This is a genomic window from Paenisporosarcina sp. OV554, assembly GCF_003058165.1.
GTDB lineage: Bacteria > Bacillota > Bacilli > Bacillales_A > Planococcaceae > Paenisporosarcina.
Genome location: NZ_QBUC01000010.1, coordinates 110287 through 129297 on the forward strand (window position 1 = coordinate 110287; position 19011 = coordinate 129297).

At 38.9% G+C, this 19011-nt stretch carries 17 protein-coding genes and 1 other annotated feature; of the genes, 1 reads left to right on the forward strand and 16 read right to left on the reverse strand.

Annotated features, from left to right (window positions below):
• Positions 1–9: 9 nt before the first annotated feature.
• From C8K15_RS10880 to C8K15_RS10925, 10 genes are all read right to left on the reverse strand, one after another.
• Positions 10–1026 (reverse strand): rod shape-determining protein, encoded by a 1017-nt coding sequence (locus tag C8K15_RS10880; protein WP_108586434.1) that lies wholly within the window; start codon positions 1024–1026, stop codon positions 10–12.
• A gap of 94 nt (positions 1027–1120) precedes the next feature.
• Positions 1121–1819, reverse strand: coding sequence for a RadC family protein (radC, locus tag C8K15_RS10885; RefSeq protein ID WP_108586435.1), 699 nt, complete (start codon positions 1817–1819; stop codon positions 1121–1123).
• Positions 1809–2420 (reverse strand): Maf family protein, encoded by a 612-nt coding sequence (locus tag C8K15_RS10890; protein WP_108586436.1) that lies wholly within the window; start codon positions 2418–2420, stop codon positions 1809–1811. The genes radC and C8K15_RS10890 overlap by 11 nt, the downstream gene beginning before the upstream one ends.
• Positions 2421–2515: 95 nt before the next feature.
• The gene (locus tag C8K15_RS10895; RefSeq protein ID WP_108586437.1) at positions 2516–3151 is read right to left on the reverse strand and encodes a hypothetical protein; all 636 of its coding nucleotides are present in this window, start codon (positions 3149–3151) and stop codon (positions 2516–2518) included.
• Between the two features lie 87 nt (positions 3152–3238).
• Positions 3239–3994 (reverse strand): prepilin peptidase, encoded by a 756-nt coding sequence (locus C8K15_RS10900; RefSeq protein WP_108586438.1) that lies wholly within the window; start codon positions 3992–3994, stop codon positions 3239–3241.
• A gap of 134 nt (positions 3995–4128) precedes the next feature.
• On the reverse strand, positions 4129–4680 hold the full coding sequence (locus C8K15_RS10905; RefSeq protein ID WP_108586439.1) for a LysM peptidoglycan-binding domain-containing protein: 552 nt from the start codon (positions 4678–4680) through the stop codon (positions 4129–4131).
• A gap of 239 nt (positions 4681–4919) precedes the next feature.
• The gene (locus tag C8K15_RS10910) at positions 4920–6596 is read right to left on the reverse strand and encodes a sensor domain-containing diguanylate cyclase (RefSeq protein WP_233260447.1); all 1677 of its coding nucleotides are present in this window, start codon (positions 6594–6596) and stop codon (positions 4920–4922) included.
• A 103-nt stretch (positions 6597–6699) separates the two neighbouring features.
• On the reverse strand, positions 6700–7956 hold the full coding sequence (locus tag C8K15_RS10915; RefSeq protein WP_108586467.1) for a bifunctional folylpolyglutamate synthase/dihydrofolate synthase: 1257 nt from the start codon (positions 7954–7956) through the stop codon (positions 6700–6702).
• Positions 7957–8017: 61 nt separating this feature from the next.
• On the reverse strand, positions 8018–9322 hold the full coding sequence (locus tag C8K15_RS10920) for a bifunctional folylpolyglutamate synthase/dihydrofolate synthase (protein WP_108586441.1): 1305 nt from the start codon (positions 9320–9322) through the stop codon (positions 8018–8020).
• Positions 9323–9596: 274 nt separating this feature from the next.
• A complete protein-coding gene (locus tag C8K15_RS10925) occupies positions 9597–12245 on the reverse strand; it encodes a valine--tRNA ligase (RefSeq protein ID WP_108586442.1) in 2649 nt (882 codons plus the stop codon).
• Between the two features lie 45 nt (positions 12246–12290).
• Positions 12291–12518: a binding site (T-box leader), on the reverse strand.
• Between the two features lie 97 nt (positions 12519–12615).
• On the opposite strand from C8K15_RS10925, the gene C8K15_RS20780 reads away from it, so the two are divergent.
• Complete coding sequence (locus C8K15_RS20780; protein ID WP_108586443.1) at positions 12616–12807, forward strand: hypothetical protein; 192 nt, start codon at positions 12616–12618, stop codon at positions 12805–12807.
• Here the strand turns inward: C8K15_RS20780 and C8K15_RS10935 are convergent.
• The 6 genes from C8K15_RS10935 to hemC form a co-directional block, all read right to left on the reverse strand.
• Positions 12804–13364 carry a hypothetical protein gene (locus C8K15_RS10935; protein WP_108586444.1) on the reverse strand — a complete coding sequence of 187 codons (561 nt, stop codon included), beginning with the start codon at positions 13362–13364 and terminating at the stop codon, positions 12804–12806. The two genes, C8K15_RS20780 and C8K15_RS10935, sit on opposite strands and share 4 nt — an antisense overlap.
• Positions 13365–13926: 562 nt before the next feature.
• Positions 13927–14982 (reverse strand): AbrB family transcriptional regulator, encoded by a 1056-nt coding sequence (locus tag C8K15_RS10940; protein WP_108586445.1) that lies wholly within the window; start codon positions 14980–14982, stop codon positions 13927–13929.
• Positions 14983–15058: 76 nt separating this feature from the next.
• Positions 15059–16348: a glutamate-1-semialdehyde 2,1-aminomutase gene (gene hemL / locus C8K15_RS10945; RefSeq protein WP_108586446.1), complete on the reverse strand. Its 1290-nt coding sequence runs from the start codon at positions 16346–16348 to the stop codon at positions 15059–15061.
• Complete coding sequence (hemB, locus tag C8K15_RS10950; protein ID WP_108586447.1) at positions 16348–17328, reverse strand: porphobilinogen synthase; 981 nt, start codon at positions 17326–17328, stop codon at positions 16348–16350. Before hemB ends, hemL begins: the two co-directional genes overlap by 1 nt.
• Complete coding sequence (locus tag C8K15_RS10955) at positions 17328–18089, reverse strand: uroporphyrinogen-III synthase (RefSeq protein ID WP_108586448.1); 762 nt, start codon at positions 18087–18089, stop codon at positions 17328–17330. Before C8K15_RS10955 ends, hemB begins: the two co-directional genes overlap by 1 nt.
• On the reverse strand, positions 18082–19011 hold the full coding sequence (gene hemC / locus C8K15_RS10960; RefSeq protein ID WP_108586449.1) for a hydroxymethylbilane synthase: 930 nt from the start codon (positions 19009–19011) through the stop codon (positions 18082–18084). Before hemC ends, C8K15_RS10955 begins: the two co-directional genes overlap by 8 nt.

Genomic DNA, 19011 nt, shown 5'->3' on the forward strand with positions numbered 1-19011 from the left:
CGGTCCTCCTTAATGTTTAGAATTTTGGCGAATCATATTCATATGATCAAGCGCCATTCCCGTACCAATTGCAACGCAGTCTAACGGATTCTCTGCAATGAAGACCGGCATGCTTGTCTCATCACTAATCACTTTGTCCAAGTTCTTAAGTAATGCGCCACCGCCTGTTAAGACGATTCCACGTTCCATTACATCCGCAGATAATTCAGGAGGCGTTTGTTCTAATGTTTTTTTCACTCCATCGATAATTGCTGTAACAGACTCTTTCAATGATTCGGCAATTTCTTCAGAAGAGATTTCAAGTGTTTTTGGAAGACCCGTCACTAAATCACGGCCACGAATTTCCATTTTCTCAACATTTTCAATGACTCTAGCAGAACCGATTTCTATTTTAATAGCTTCGGCAGTACGTTCACCAATAGTTAAGTTGTACATTTTACGAATATAACTAGTAATCGCATGATCCATCGCGTCACCAGCTACACGTACTGATTCACTTGTCACAATACCGCCAAGTGAGATAACTGCAACTTCAGTTGTACCGCCACCAATATCGACCACCATACTACCTGTTGGTTCCCACACTGGTAAGTTTGAACCGATTGCTGCTGCAAATGGCTCTTCAATTGTAACTGCATCTCTTGCGCCAGCTTGACGAGCTGCATCAATTACTGCACGACGCTCAACAGATGTAATTCCATAAGGCACACAAATCATTACGTTTGGCTTTTTCCAAGTACCGCCTGACGCTTTCATTGCTTCTTTTAAATAATACTGAATCATCGCTGTAGTAATATCAAAATCCGCAATAACCCCGTCTTTCATTGGGCGAATGGCAACGATTGAACCTGGAGTACGACCAATCATATTTTTAGCATCGTTTCCTACTGCCACGATGTCACCATTATTTGTGTTTTTAGCTACTACTGAAGGTTCGCGTAATACGATCCCTTTTCCTTTAATAAATACCAAAGTATTGGCTGTGCCAAGGTCTATCCCGACATCTTTTGCTCCGAATCCAAACACGTTTTGTTCTTCCTTTCTATCCTTAGCCAGTTAATCTTAGCTTAGTTTAAACCATAACTTTGATTATAACGGATAAAAAGAGAAAATCACAGTGTCACATGTAACCCTTTTCTTTCAAACTAATAAATTGATGATCTCCGATAATTACATGATCAAGTAATTCGATACCCATGATCTGTCCAGCTTCTTGAATTCGCTTCGTTACCTCTATGTCTTCAGGTGATGGAGACGGGTTCCCTGAAGGGTGATTATGCGCGCAAATAATCGAGGCAGCAGAACGTTTTACCGCTTCCCTGAATATTTCTCGTGGGTGAACAATACTTGCATTTAAACTACCAATAAAGATAGTTTGTTTGTGTAACACTTGATTTTTAACGTTCATAAATAATACAACAAAATTTTCTTGCTTTAAAGACGTCATATCCGCCATTAAAAAAGTGGCTGCATCTTTTGGGGAACGTACGGTGAATTTTCCATCTGTTTGTTGCTGAGCTAAGCGACGTCCGAGTTCGACTGCCGCGAGTAATTGAACTGCTTTTGCTTCCCCAATTCCTTTTACGGACATTATTTCTTCAATCGTCGCATTTTTCAATTCGTGCAGTTGTTCGAAAAACACTAAAACTCGATTGGCTAAATGTAGAACAGATTCTTGTTTTGTGCCTGTTCGCAACAAAATCGCTATCAACTCTTGATTTGACAAAGCTACTGCACCTTGATTCATTAGTCTTTCACGCGGGCGATCAGAAGCTGGCACATCTCGGATCATTAACGTTGGTTTGACATCAGTTATCATAACGCGCTCCAGCTGTCACGTGTTCAATAAGTTCTAAATGTTTTAATTCTCGATAAAGTCCAGCAATTGGTAAGCCTACTACGTTGTTGTAATCTCCATTTACATGTTCTACCATTAATGCACCAACGGTTTGGATGCCGTATGCCCCGGCCTTGTCAAAACAATCACCACTAGCTACGTAATTACTAATCCATTCCTCGGACAATGTGAAGAAAGTGACTTTTGTCTTCTCAAAAAACACGCTGCATATATCGTCAAAATAAATAGCCACACCTGTAATTACGGTATGCGTTCTTCCAGACAATCTGCGTAAATGATTTTTCGCCATTTCCGCATTTTCCGGTTTCCCTAATGCCTCGTCGTCGATAAATACCATGGTATCCGCACTGATAACGATCGCTTGTTGATTGTGTTCCGCCACTTGTAAGCCTTTCTCCATGGCAATGTTACAAACTAATTCGGCTGGTGATAGACCGAAAACTGAGTGCTCGTCCACTTCCATTGTCTTCACATCAAATGGTGCACCAAGCAAGGATAGTAGATCTTTTCTTCTCGGTGAGGCAGATGCTAAAATTAACGGTTTGGTTGTCTTAAATTTCATTCAAATCAGCTCCTTTTTGACATCATACAGAACTATTTCTCCGTTGAAAAATGTGTCAAAAGGGCAATAATTTAATTTTACCTACTTAACTACCGTCATAATTCAATTTTGAGGCAGTCATTTTGAGTAGAATAGTGCGATAAAAGTTGCACACGGATGATGTTAAAATCCTTTGAAAGTGTTGATATAGCTGCAATATTAGCTGTCCAATCCTTTGGAATTGCATCCTTATTTCCAGTACTCTCAAAATTAAATTTTGCCGGGTCTGGATTTGCCAGGAAAACAGGCAGATTTTTCATAGCTTTTTCTGTACAAGCTGCTGAATTTATCTGGAATGGCTTTACAAACGAATCTGTACTACCTTCGATTTTCACTTCACTTTCCACGACACTCGCTGCTGACCACACATAGTACTGGCCGCCCGCAATGATAATGGCCGCAGACTTCATAGCAGGACTTGATTGCAATAGCTCTGTCGCACCTTCAGCAGTCGTAAAAACTCCATGTTGTTTTGCAAAGAATTGAGTCGTTCCGTCCTTGCCAGGTGCATCTACAGCTATTTGTTCAGATTTCTCCGGATTCTCAGATGCAGTTCCAGCTTTTTCGGCAGTAGAGATATCTTGCCATTGAATTAAAATCGCAAATATACCGATCGACACAACTCCGATAAAAAAGCCATGTAAAATTGCGAGAGTATAGGAAAACTTTGAGAAGTTTTTCGAAAAACGCATTTTATCACCTCGTTTTTCTTTAACGCTAACATTTGAACAATAAAAAAAGACAAGACCGGTGTCGGCTTGCCTAAAAAAGTTTTCGAGTTAAACTAACAAATTCGTATACCAGTCGAGCATTTGTGTCCCGTAAAAATAAACGATAATAGCGGCAAGTGCGATTGATGGACCAAATGGGACTGGTGTTTTCCGTCCTTGCTTCGAACGTCGCAAATGAATAACACCAACGATTGCTCCAATAAATGCGGCCAAGAACAGCGTTAACAGTGTAGGAATGATCCCTAAAACTAACCCAATAACCGCAAATAATTTGATATCGCCACCACCCATGCCACCTTTCGACAATATCGCAATTAACAACAAAAGACCAAACCCTCCAACAGCACCGATGATACTATCCCACCATGGTTCTAGTGGAGAAAAGGCACGAGCAATAATTAATAATACGCCAAAGAATAACAAGACTTTGTCTGGAATCAGCATATATGCCAAATCAGATACGGTGATGATTACTAGCATGGAAATAAATAGAATCGCTACGATAAGCTCAAATGAAGACCCGATTTCCCAGAAAGCAAATGCAAATAACACTCCAGTTGTCAGTTCAATCACCGGGTAAATCCAATTAATTTTTGTGCCACAGCCACGGCATTTGCCTTTTAGAAAAACAAAAGAAAACACGGGAACTAAATCTTTAAACGTCAAACGACGATCACATATTGTGCAATGTGAAGGTGGCGTTACGATTGATTCGTTTTTAGGTACGCGCAATCCGACAACATTAAAGAATGAGCCAAAAATAAGTCCGTAAATAAAAAATAAAATTGTATATAGGATTTCCATAAATGCCTCTCAATCTTCAACAATTAAGTACTCTTGCTAACGTTTAATTATGATTTTAAGTTATTTCCTGAAATTCACCAGAACAGTAGTGAAACAAAAACTGGAGAGATGATGCGCTCTCCAGTTTTGCGTGATTATTTTGGGATGTATAGAGTTTGATAAGTCATGACTTTATTCGACAGTAAGCCATTTGCTCGTTTGATTTTCCTTTCGCCTGAGCGACTTCCATAAAATTTCTGCGAAATCGAGAACAAAGTGTCTCCACGTTTTACTTTGACTGAATCCAACTTCATATTTTTTTCAATATCAGATAAATGTTCTCTAGTGAGGTTAATTAATATCTCAAAATCGTAACCGTTTGATGTGAATTTGATTTTTTTATGGGTAGCCACAGCAGGAGCAACCGGAAAAGCATCTATTAATACGTTCTTATAATTTGAAGCTGAATAGATAGTACTAATGGTTGAGTTATCGTTTAATTTTATGGGTAATCCTTGTAGATGTTGCATTTCTAATCTTGCAAGGTTCATAGTATCCAGTTTGGCATCTGTCCGTTCATTAAAAAGTGTCATCTGAGGAAACACAGTCATGATTCCGACAAATACGATTCCTAAAAGGACTAGGGCTGCCAAAACTTCAACAAGTGATAATCCATTCTGCCGTGATAATGGAGCACTTATTTTCATCCTAAAGTCACACTCCCCTAGTATTATAGTATGATTATCTAATAGTTAGAGGAAAATGTCGATAAAATTCTCAATAAATAGAAAAATAGCCATTATTATAAAATCTTTTGTCAATTAATGTTTATTTAACATACTCAGCAGATCCATATGTATAATATTTTTTTCTCAAAATGAATTATATCGTTCTTTCGATACATTTGCGCAAAAAAATACAGAGACTATTTGCCTCCGCGTTTCTTCTATTTCACATACTCAGCAACCCTGTTCCTACCTTCCCGCTTCGCTCCAATATAAAGTGCGCGATCGGCGTTGCGGATGAGGGCCATGGCTTCGTCGCAGTCTTCAGGTGCTGTTGATACGCCAATGCTTGTTGTAATGTGCACTAGTGTTAGTTGTGGTTTGTCTTCAAGTTCAGCGCGAATTTCAAATGGTGTGGATTCGATTTTTGTTCGTAACTCTTCTGCTAAGATTAATGATTGTTCTTTTGAGTAGTTTGGGAGAATGACGACAAATTCCTCGCCACCATACCTTGCAAGAATTCCGCAATCTTCTACTTCTCGTTCTAACAATCTAGCTAAGCCAAATAATATGTCATTTCCACTTTGATGACCATAAGCGTCATTAATTGCTTTGAAATGATCAATGTCCATCATTAATAAGGATAATTGACGAAGTTCTCCATTTAATAAATCATTCATATTAATTTCAAGTTGTTGTTCTAAGTAGCGATAATTGTAAAGTTTCGTTAACCCGCAGCGTTCGCTTTTCGAAACTGCCTCTTGCACAAAACGGGCTTTTTCAAGGGATACAGCAAAATAAGAACACAAAAGACTAAGAATTTGCAGCTGGTACGATTCGAATGCGTATTTTTTTCTTGAGGCAATAACCAATATGCCTTCCATTGTTTGATTTCTACTGATTGGAACTGATATTACGCTTTCTGCATCCTCTGGAAGAAATCCTGAGCTTACCTTTCTCCAATCGGATTGTTTATTAAATAAGATAGATTTCTCTTTTTTATAAACAATGCCAGCAATACTTTTTAATAGATCTTCATGAGAGAGGTCAATTTCAACATCCACATCTTTTTCCATCGATTTTAAGAAGACTAGTTTACCGTTTTTTATGTCTAGAATATAGGAATAATCTACAGGTAACATTTTACTTATTTTAGTTAAAAACAAGTCAATAATTTCAACACCCGTTAGGCGATCTGCGAGTTCATGTCCTATTTCAGTTGCTTGATTCAAATCTTCATTAACCCGTTCGGAATTACTGTACAAACGAATAAGGAATGTAATGATTAAAAATGGAACTCCTAATAGTAAGAATGCGGTAGAAACATATTCATTGAGTAAATATAGAGTAATTCCGAAGGGGAAAGTGACGATTATTCCAGCATAATCCCAAAATGTGTGTGACCCGAAAAATCCTTCGTTTTCTTGTTTTGTTAATTTAAGATATGTATACAAAATTACATGATTAGTAAACATATTAATTATTTGATAGATAAATCCGAATAAGATAATGTCTTTTAATTCAAGAGATCCTACTTGGTAGCCCATTAATATGACGGAGACACCACTTATAACAGATACCATAAAGAACATGAAAGAGTTAAATATTGCTCGAAAGAAATCACTGAATCCAATTTTCAATTGCAATGCTAATGGAATAACAGCGAGTTGCATGACAATCGCTTCAACAAACACCCCATATTTTAAGAATATAGCGAGATTGATCCATTGAACTAAAAATATGGTGGTACCAGCTACTTTAAAAGGAAAATAAGTCGTTAGTATGGAAAGTACGGTATACCCTACTAAAATGGGCCAGTTAATTTCGCCGGGAGCTTGGAATTGGTAGAGAAGATAAATACCAAATGGAACAAATATAACCCATATGGCCCAAATCAATCTTTGTATTCGTTTAGAAATGTCCATAAGCAACCCTTCCAATCTAGTTCCATTTATCTAGTACAAAATACATCGTACCAAAGTTAGAAAGTTTTGTCATCTTTTATCTTTGATCAATATTAAACATATCGAGAGCTTTCAAACGCAGTCCGGACAAGAGATATAAGGACCCTGTTACTATTGTCACATGTGTTTCTGAAATGGTTTTCACAATGTTTTCAAGTGGTTCTTTTGTCACTTTAACTAAGGCTGATTCACTAAATTTCGACAAAGTCGAAGAAGGCATTGAACGCACTTCTTCAAAATCAACAAATGTAAAATTTGATGAGATTTCTTCAAAAATCCGCAAAATACGTTTAGCGTCTTTACCTTTGATCATTCCGACATAAAAATGAACAGGTGTATTTGGGAAAATTTCTTTTACTGTATTCACGAGTGCCCGGGCACTTGCAGGGTTGTGTGCGCCATCAAAATATAAATTGTCTGTAATTTTTTCAAAACGACCAGGAATAAATGTGTGACTTAATCCAATACGAATCAAATCTTCATTAATAGTAAGTTTAAGTTTCTCCATAGCATACAAAACAGTTCGAATTGCCAATGCTGCATTATCAATTTGGTGTGATCCTGGTAGTGGCACTACAATATCCCTAATTTGTGGCCTAACACTACTTTCGAAGGTTCCTTTATTTAACGAAAAATCTTGATTTACCTTCAACAGTGGTGATTTAAGTTTTAACGCTTCCGTTACCAAAACTCCTTCAGCTTCTTCCACAAGTGGACCAATGACGACAGGGATTCCTTTTTTAATGATTCCCGCCTTATGAAAAGCTACTTCTTCAATCGAGTTCCCTAAAAATTGTTCATGTTCTAATGCAATGCTTGGAATAACAGAAATTAGTGGTTGGATTACATTCGTGCTATCAAACCTGCCGCCCATTCCTGTTTCTAGTAGTACAATTTGTGGTTGAAATTGTCCAAATGCCATAAATGCGAGAACCGTTAATAATTCAAAATCAGTTAGCAGTCCGCTAAGTCCCGCTTCTTTCGCACGTATAAAAAGATCACCTAATTGTTGCGAGGATATGTATTGTCCATTTAATTGAATTTGATCATGTACATCCATAAAACAAGGTGAATAAAAACACGCGGTCTTGACGCCATGTGCTTGAAGCATTGCGTTCATCATACTTATGGTCGATCCTTTGCCATTAGTGCCAGCCACGTGAATAAATTGAAGGTTCAGATGAGGGTTACCTACTTTGTTTAATGCATCCGTAACAGCATCTAGTCCAGGTTCAATAGTCGTTTTACTTTCCATTTCAAAACGTTGTTTATAGTCATTAAATTTTGGTATCAATGTTGTCTCTCCTTTCTTCAAACAAAGTGACCCCACCTTAAACTTAAGGCAGGGTCAATTTTTAAACTACTTTTGCTTGTGCTTTTTGTATTAAGTAAGGACGGGCTAATGACATGAAGTACAGAGAACCAGTGACGAGAACAATACTTGAATCGTCTAATTTCTCTAATGTTTGATCCAGTGCATCTTGCCAATTTAGTACTAACTCTTTTCGCGGATGGCTTGTTGCCTCAAAAATAACTTTAGCAACCTCTGCATTCTTCACATGAATTTCTGTCACGGTAATGCTCGATGCAATTTCGTCTAACATATGAAGAACTGAAGTAATGTCTTTATCTTGAAGTGCTGTAAAGACTACGTGAATGTTTTTGGTTGCATAACGTTGATGTATGGTTTGAAGAAGCACTTCCATGCCTGCTGGGTTATGTGCCCCGTCAATAATTACATTTGGTAGAACTTCTTCAAATCGAGCTGCCCAACTTGAAGTTATCAATCCGTGGCGTATGCTGTCTTCGGAAATGGAGAAGCCATAGTATTTGTTTAACAACAGTGCTGCTGAAATAGCAAGAGATGCATTTTCGACTTGGTGATGTCCCTTCATCTTTAACAGTAAATCCGATAGCAAATTGTCATTAAATTGATATGTAAAACGTTGTTGATTTTCTTCTTGCATCACATTTTCAATGAAGAAGTCTTTATACAATTGAATGATTGGAGCTTGTTCTAGGGTCGCTTTATTCTCGATTACTTGTACTGCTGGCTTAGCCTTAACAGCGCTAATAACAGGTACCATTGGTTTAATAATTCCTGCTTTTTCCATTGCGATAGCTTCTATTGTGTCGCCTAATATTTGCGTATGGTCAAGAGAAATAGACGTTAAAATCGATAATAAAGGTGTGATCACATTCGTTGAATCGAATTTTCCACCAATACCAGTTTCAATTAAGGCAATGTCAACTTTCATATCGCGGTAATACATAAAGGCGATAACGGTTAATATTTCAAAAAAGTTTGACCCCTCGCCAACTTGGCCTACTTCCAACAGTGGATAAATGTCGTTCATATATTGGACAAATTGATCATCTGTAATCATTACATCATTCATCATGATGCGTTCATTTACTTTTTCAAGGTGGGGTGAAATAAAACTCCCCACTTGGAGGCCATCTGCAATTAATATTTCTTTTAGAGCATTCAAAGTGGATCCTTTACCGTTTGAACCTGCAATATGGACAGAACGGAAAGCTTCATGTGGATTTCCGAGGACTGACAAGATAGCTGTGATACGACTTAGTCGACCATTGCGTTCCGTTTTCTGATCCATGGAATATATGAATTCAATTACTTTATCAACTGATGTAAACACATAGGTCACTCCTCAATCTGAATATTCCCAGAACTTCTGAGAATTCACTTAATTCTATCATGTTCATTCGAAGAAAAGATATGAAATTATTTCTAGTGACTAATGAAATTTTTATGTCACTAAGAAATTCTTTGAGATTGAAGTTTTTCACACGTGAAGTCTCTTTTTTCAGACGTCGACACCATTTTTTCAGACGTCAACCTCGAAAAGTCAGACTGAGATCTCCCCCCACTACGAAAAAAAGGGCGTCCGAGTTATCAGGACGCCCTCATTTTTATAAAGTTTTCAACTCAGCTAAACGTTTTTCAACGATTGAGTGTTTTTCGATATAATCTTGTTGTTTCGCACGCTCTTCAGCTACAACTGCTTCTGGAGCTTTTGATACGAATCGTTCGTTCGACAGTTTACCTTGAACGAGTTTAACTTCTTTTGCCCACTTCTCAAGCTCTTTTTCTAATCGTACTGTTTCTGCTGCGATATCGATTAAGCCTTCTAATGGTAAGAATAGTTCGGCACCTGACACGACACTTGACATACATTGTCCTGGGGCTTCAATTCCTTGACCTAGAACTAATGGTTCTGGATTACAGAATTTCTCTAAGTACATCGCATTTTCTTCGAGTACCGCTAACGTTTCTGCATCTTTTGCCGAGATATATAATGGGACTTTTTTGCTCATTGGTGTTTGTACTTCAGCACGAATTGTTCGAACAGAGCGAATAATATCTGACAGCAACTTCATACTTGATGCTTTTTTGCTATCCGTTAATGATTCGTTTACAGTCGGCCATGCCGCTATTGTAATTGATTCACCTTCGTGTGGTAGGCTCTGCCAAATTTCTTCAGTGATGAAAGGCATGAATGGATGTAATAAACGCATAGTATTATCTAAAACATACGCCAATACAGAACGAGTCATTTTCTTCGCATCTTCGTCTTCACCATGTAATGGCAGTTTCGCCATTTCGATGTACCAGTCACAGAAGTCATCCCAGATGAAGTTGTAAAGTGAACGACCTACTTCACCAAATTCATATTTCTCTGCTTGTTTCGTTACTTGATCAATGGTTTCATTTAAACGAGTAAGGATCCATGCATCTGCAACAGATTTTTCTCCGCTTAAATCAATATCTTCAAACTTCATGCCTTCCATATTCATCATGGCAAAACGAGAAGCATTCCAAATTTTATTGGCAAAGTTCCAAACGGACTCTACTTTTTCAATGGAGAAACGTAAATCTTGACCAGGTGATGAACCTGTTGATAAGAAGTAGCGAAGTGCATCTGCACCATACTTGTCAATAACGTCCATTGGGTCAATTCCGTTACCTAGAGACTTCGACATTTTGCGTCCGTCTTCAGCTCGCACTAAACCATGAATTAATACATCGTCAAAAGGACGTTTACCTGTAAATTCAAGACCTTGGAAAATCATACGAGAAACCCAGAAGAATATAATGTCATAACCTGTTACTAATGCATTTGTTGGGTAATAACGTTTGAATTCTTCATTCGCTTCGTCTGGCCAACCCATTGTTGAAAACGGCCATAATGCAGAAGAGAACCACGTATCCAGTACATCATTATCTTGTTTCCAGTTTTCAATGTCAGCAGGTGCTTCATGTCCAACATAAATTTCACCAGTTTCATTGTGATACCATGCAGGGATACGGTGACCCCACCATAATTGACGTGAAATACACCAATCATGAATGTTTTCCATCCAACGTAAATAGGTGTTTTCAAAACGCTCTGGTACGAAGTTAACTTTGTCTTCACCTTTTTGTAAGTTAATCGATTGGTCAGCAAGCGGCTGCATTTTAACGAACCACTGCGTTGAAAGATATGGTTCTACAACTGCTCCACTACGCTCGGAATGACCTACTGAATGCGAATGCTCTTCTATTTTAAATAGAACATCTGCTTGTTGAAGGTCTGCTACAATTTGTTTGCGGCATTCAAAACGATCCATGCCTTCATATTTGCCAGCTAATTTATTCATTGTGCCATCTTCATTCATCACTAACACGCGTTCTAAGTTGTGACGATTGCCGATTTCAAAGTCATTCGGGTCATGAGCTGGGGTGATTTTTACAGCACCACTTCCGAAATCCATTTCTACATAATCATCAGCTACGATTTTAATTTCACGGCCAACAATAGGTAACGTAACGGTTTTACCAATTAAGTGTTTGTAGCGATCGTCTTCAGGATGAACTGCTACTGCAGTATCTCCAAGCATTGTTTCTGGGCGTGTTGTTGCTACTTCGATAAATCCAGTGCCATCTGTTAATGGGTATCGCATATGATAGAAAGCACCCTGTACATCTTGATGAATAACTTCGATATCGGATAATGCTGTTTTCGTTGCCGGATCCCAGTTGATGATTCGTTCGCCACGATAAATGAGTCCCTTATTATAAAGCTTAACGAACACTTCTTTCACGGCATTTGATAAACCTTCATCGAGTGTAAAACGTTCACGTGAATAATCAAGTCCTAATCCAAGTTTTGACCACTGTGTACGAATATGACCAGCATATTCTTCTTTCCACTTCCATGTTTCTTTGACAAATTCATCACGACCTAAATCGTAACGTGATTTGCCTTCAGAACGAAGTTTCTCTTCAACTTTCGCCTGAGTCGCAATTCCGGCATGGTCCATACCTGGTAACCATAGCGCATCATATCCTTGCATGCGTTTCATACGTACTAAAATATCTTGCAACGTTGTGTCCCACGCATGGCCTAAGTGTAATTTACCAGTTACGTTCGGTGGTGGAATAACGATGGTATAAGGTTCTTTGCCGCTTTCCGGTTGGGCTTCAAAAAACTTCCCATTAAGCCACCATTCATAGCGTCCTTGTTCAATGGACTTTGGATCATATTTCGTTGGGAGCTGTGTGTTTTGTTGTTCAGTCATCATATGTTCCTCCTTTTTTGAATACAAAAAAACTCCTATCGTCACAAAAAGGACGAAGGAGTTGTTCGCGGTACCACCTTTATTCGCAGATGACAAGATAATCATCACGCTCTCAAGTTTATATAACGGCTTTTAACCGATTTCTGCTACTTCATTTTTTCACAGAAATTGCTCCTGGGCGACATTCAAATGTGTGTTTACGGAAACTTTCACCAAGCGTTTCCTCTCTAATGAAAACTACAGCATTTTACTCTTCCCAATCAATGCATCATTATTTAGTTATATTACCATTTCTTAATTAATACTATTGATACGTATTGTATCGAATGATTAATGTTACCGTCAAGTATTTTTGAAAGGAGGATTTATTATGAGACGAGGATATAACCCCTATTTGCTTCCCCCTTGGCTACGGAAAACTCGCTTTTATTGCAAACACATTATCCTACCCATTACAGTATTCGAATTAATCCGAACCATATTCATCCCGACTACATTCGATTTTTTACTGTTATGTCTATTGATTGGCATATTGATATTGTTTCAAAAAGACATTATTTAACTTCTAACTTCGTAAACAGAGTAGGCATCTTTTAAGCCACGTAAGAAAAATGGCAAGTCTACATCTTCTTTGGTCGCTGTTTTCTCCTCAGAAGTTGGTAATTCGACTGCAGCTGCACTATTACTTCCTATTGATGAGGATTCCCTCTCGAGAGGTTTTTCATACGAGCATGTAACTTGCCATTCCACTTTTAAGGCCTTTTCATCTGTGACATTTGCTTTCACGTCTGACAATTCAATTTCCGGTAGTTTATTGCCATGTACATACGTAGGTGGCAATTCTACGAATAAGGGAACTGCGTATTCAAAATATCCATTTTCTCCGCTGACGTCTAGATCTTCGATCGAAATCCATTCAGAAGTTCCGTGATGTTCACTTTCACCTGGCGAAAATGTTACATTTGCAGCAATATGATAAATACCGTATAAACTGCTCACCCCATTGACCTGTTGAAATTCGACTTGCGGTTTTACCTCTATACGTTGAGCACTTGTTGGTACACCAAAACTTTCCGGGAAATAAAATACTTCTTTAAGGTTCCAATTAACTTGATTCACTTCTTGTCCTCCTTCACGATGCTATGTGAAAGATTTTATGCGAGTAAACGAGCCTTTATGCTTGTAAAAATTGATTTGATATTTTATTGAAATATTAAAGTTCCAGCTCACCTTTGCTTTGCCACTCGGATTTTTGCCAGCCTTGGAACATGGCAATAATCGATTGTGAAATATTTATCACTCATTTTGAGAGATTTATCGCTCATTCACGTCTCATTAACTAGTCAGCTTAATGAAACAGAAACATTAAGTCGTGCCTTATTTTGTCTTTATATGGAATAATGATCACGAAAATAAAAGAAGCAGAAAGAGGCCGAAGTAGTATCTTCGGCCGAATATCTACTTAAATTTACATTAATTATTTAGTAAGCCGAACCATCAAAACTGTGAGCATCCAGGTTTGCAAGTGGCGAATGACGCACCACCGCAACAAGATGATCTGAAAGAAGTGAGGTTGGCAAAGTGACGAAGTCACAAGCCCACCTCTTTTTACTAAAGATCATAGGGCAGCAGAGGTTGCTCTAATTCAAAGCAAATACCTTTAAGATTCACCTCAACTTCGTTAAGCTTTCAACCACCTCTTCAATGCATAAGTCAGCACTGGCCCTGCTATTAACAGGATAAAGAAAATGCGGAATAGATGAAAACTGGTCACTGTCGACAAATCCGCTCCCGTTTCTAAAGCGGTGATGGACATTTCTGCAATGCCTCCAGGTGCGGCACTAATAAAGAAATCCAAAAACGTATTGATGGGATGAATGAACGTCAATATGTATGCCATTCCTGCACAAAATGCAATAAGAACCAAATTCGTCAGCACAATTGCGCTAAACAGTCGAATTGATAATTGATTACGGACTTTTTCAAGTTGTAACCCTAAATGCGCACCTACAAAGATCTGTGAAAGAATCAATACGATGGAAGGTACTTCTACAACCGGATGAGCCGTAACAAACTGCACAATCGCCATTGATAATATAGGTGCCATAAGTTCAGGTAATGGAAAATGAATTTTCTTCATTCCCACCAAAAAAGCTAAAAATAATATTGCAAAAACCACAAAATGAACTAAGTTAAACGTTGACAGCTCTTCAAGTGACACATCATTTATATGGGTACCTTGTGGAAGCCATGCTGTAAAAAAAGGCACAACTGTTACGACAACAAATATCCGAAATGTTTGCATTAACGTAACGACCGTTGAATTCGCTGACGCTACTTCTTCACTTAGAAGGACCATTTGTGCAAGACCCCCAGGAAGTGAACCTAACACACTCGTAGCAATCGTTTCACCAGACATTTTCATAAATAATAAACTAAGAAGTAGTGCCACACCGACAATCGATAACGTCATTAAAACCATCAAAGGAAAGTCACTCCACATCAGGACAATCGATGCTTTTGTAAATGATGATCCAATTTGTATTCCTAAAAAGATCAGTCCAATTTGACGCAATAGTTTCGGCCATTCAAATTGGATTTTTGTATATTGTCGAAGAAGTAGTAACGATACCATGGGTCCGAGCAACCAAGGTAAAAAGATGCCAATCCAATCAAAGACGACACCCGTCGAAGCGGCTATTAAAAATGTACGTAAAATAATCCAAGAATTGCGCAACGCTGTCTCACCACTCCCATTTGTCTTGCTCTTCTTCAAAAAATCCTGATACTCATGTGAGTACCAGGACAAGAAATTAAGCTAATTGAGCAAACACTTTATGGAATGCTGCTACTGTTTTTGCAATGTCTTCAGATGTATGAGCGGCAGATAAGAACATTCCTTCAAATTGTGAAGGTGGTAAGAAAATACCTTCCTCAGCCATTAGACGATAATATTTCGCAAACAACTGAAGGTCAGATGTTTTAGCAATTTCGTAGTTGGTCACCTTTTCATTTGTAAAGAAGAACCCAATCATTGATCCAGCACGATTTACTGTATGTGGGATGTGATATTTAGATGCCGCCTCACGGAAGCCTGCTTCTAACTGGTCTGCTAATCGATTGAAATGATTGTAGGTTTCTGGTGTTAATCGAGACAAGGTTTCAAGTCCAGCAGTCATGGCAAGTGGATTACCTGACAATGTTCCTGCTTGATAAATCGGACCACTTGGCGCGATTCGAGACATAATCTCAAGCTTCCCACCGTAAGCACCTACAGGAAGTCCCCCACCAATAACTTTTCCTAGACACGTCAAATCAGGTGTGACGTTGAAATGACCTTGTGCACAGTTGTAGCCAACACGGAATCCAGTCATGACTTCATCAAAAATAAGAACTGTTCCATTTTCAGTTGATAGTTCACGGAGACCTTCCAAGAAGCCAGTTTCAGGACCAACAACACCCATATTTCCTGCAACTGGTTCAACGATAACAGCAGCTAAGTCTTCACCATGTTGTTTAAACGCAGCACGAACGCTCTCTAAATCATTATAAGCCACCGTAATGGTATTTTTCGCAACAGATTCAGGTACACCGGGGCTATCAGGTAAACCTAACGTAGCGACGCCAGAACCCGCTTTTATTAGTAAGCTATCGCCATGTCCATGGTAACAACCTTCAAATTTCAATATTTTATCTCGACCAGTGAAACCGCGAGCAGCACGTAACGCACTCATCGTTGCTTCAGTTCCAGACGATACCATACGAACCATTTCGATTGAAGGAACGCGTTCCATCACAAGTTTAGCTAAGTCATTTTCGACAAGTGTTGGAGCACCAAAACTTGTACCCGTTTCTGCTACTTTTTGAATAGCAGCTACAACGTCTGGGTGAGTGTGACCTAAAATTAGTGGTCCCCAAGATAACACGTAATCGATGTATTCATTGCCATCAATGTCGGTGATCGTAGCGCCTTTACCGCTTGCCATAAAAATAGGATCCATATCTACTGACTTAAATGCACGAACGGGACTATTGACGCCACCTGGCATTAATTTAACAGCTTCTGTAAACGCTTGTTTAGATTTTTCATATGAACGTCCCATTATTTCGCCCCCAACCAACGCGCCACGTCTTTTGCGTGATACGTCATGATTAAATCTGCGCCTGCACGTTTCATGCTTGTTAATGTTTCAAGTACAATTCGTTCTTCGTCAATCCAGCCATTTTGAGCTGCCGCTTTTACCATGGCATACTCACCACTTACATTGTAAGCAACGATAGGTAAGTCGAAGTTATTCTTAACGTCACGTACAATATCTAAATAAGACAACGCTGGTTTAACAATTAAGAAATCTGCGCCTTCTTCCACGTCTGAGGCAGCTTCACGCATTGCTTCATTGCGATTAGCAAAATCCATTTGGTACGTTTTGCGGTCACCAAATTGTGGGGTACTGTTCGCAGCATCGCGGAATGGACCATAGTATGCAGATGCGTATTTAACCGCATATGACATGATTGGCAGATGTGAAAAACCTGCTTCATCTAAGCCGTAGCGAATCGCTGACACAAATCCATCCATCATATTCGACGGGGCAATAATATCTGCACCAGCTTTTGCTTGTGCAATTGCCGTACGTGCTAGTAAATCAAGAGTTGGATCATTTAACACTTGTCCATTTTCAATTATGCCGCAGTGACCATGGTCCGTGTACTCACACAAACAAGTATCAGCTATGACAATTAATTCAGGATGACGATTCTTCGCAAAACGAATGGCTTCTTGAACAATCCCGTGATCGTGATAAGCTTGTGTACCTTCAGCGTCTTTTTCTAGAGGAATTCCAAATAAAATAATTGAAGGGATTCCAAGGGATACTATTTCATCTAATTCCGTGCCTAATTGATCAAGAGAAAATTGGAACACTCCTGGCATTGAAGCAATCGGATTTTTAATATTTTCACCTTCGGCAACGAATAATGGGTAAATTAAATCGTTTGTATGTAATCTTGTTTCGCGGACCATTGCACGCAATGTTTCGCTATTTCGTAAACGGCGATGTCTGTTAAATTGAAGTTCTTTCATTAGTATAAATCATCCTTCCAGATAGCGATTTCTTGAACGAGTGCAAGCCATGTATAAGTAGTTGGTTGAACATGAACTCGCGCACCATGATTTAATAACGCAGCAGCGGTCACATGACCTATAGCTGCAATTTTTATTTGATTCCAACCTATTTCCCGGGCAATTTCAGTTGCGTATATATTAACAGAAGACGGACTTGCAAAAGCCACGAAGACATTTGGATGTTGGACTATATATGTAGACAAGCGTGTCGCATTGTCTTTATCGGGTAGTGTTTCATAAACCGTCCATTCAACAACTTGTTGGCTTAGACCCGCTTTAATTGTTGCTTTTGCAAGGGAACCTCTCAGAAATAAACAACAATCAGATTGATTCGAGACTTGTGGAAACTGTTGAACAAATTTATCTGCACTATACGTAGTTGGTGTAAATGACACATGAAATCCGATCTTTTCTAACGCATGTGCTGTATTCTTTCCGACAGCAGCAATTTTACAAGTCAGAGTATCAGAAACAACCTTGTGCCTATTTAGCTTCTGTTCAAAAGCTGATACTGCGTTTTGACTAGTGAAAATGAGCCAATCATAGCTAGACAATGTTGACATGAAAATATCGTCTTGATCTGTAAGTTCTTGTGTTCGAATGAGTGGGAAAGCTTCCACTTTACCGCCAAGTCTTTCAACTTCTAAAAAAGCTTCGCTCGATTTCGGTTGACCTGTAAAGACAATGGTTTGTCCTCGCAAATCACCGATTTTAGACATTTAAATCGGCTCTTACTTGTTGGATCAAATCATAAGCACCTTGCTCACTTAAAATCTTTGCTACTTCTTTACCAGCTGTTTCAGGTTGAACATTTGTTGCAGACTGTTTAAATACTTGTTCCGCATCGGGAGACGCTACAAGTCCTGTAAACTCAACGCTTCCGTTTTCCATCGTTGCAAAACCAGCGATAGGTACTTGGCAGCCTCCATCCATTGCATATAAAAATGCGCGCTCTGCATGAACTGCGTTCCATGTGTCTGAATGCGTTAGTTTTCCAAGTTCAGCTAATAATTCTTCGTCATCTCCGCGGCACTCAATTGCTAAAGCACCTTGACCTACTGCAGGAAGACAATCTTCAACTGATAAATATTCAGTTACCACATCGTCACTCCAGCCAAGACGCTTAAGTCCTGCGGCTGCTAAGATAATCGCATCGTACTCATCCGTTTCAAGTTTCGCTAAACGCGTATCCACGTTGCCACGAATCCATTTAATTTCAAGGTCTGGACGCAATAATAAAAGTTGAGCAGAACGACGTAAACTACTTGTTCCAACAACCGCCCCTACTGGTAGCTCCATAAACTTCACATGATCAGTTGAAATGAATGCATCACGTGCATCTTCACGAGGAGGAATACATCCAATGACTAGCCCTTCTGGCAGTTCTGAAGGCATGTCCTTCATGCTATGAACTGCAAAGTCGATTTCTTTATCGTACAAAGCTTGTTCAATTTCTTTTACGAACAAACCTTTACCGCCAACTTTCGAAAGTTGAACGTCTACGATTTGATCTCCTTTAGTAACAATTTCTTTTACTTCAAATTCAAATGGTGCTCCTGCTTGTTTCATTTGGTCAATAAACCAGTTCGTTTGTGTTAAAGCTAATTTACTTCTTCTAGAACCGACAATAATTTTTCTCAT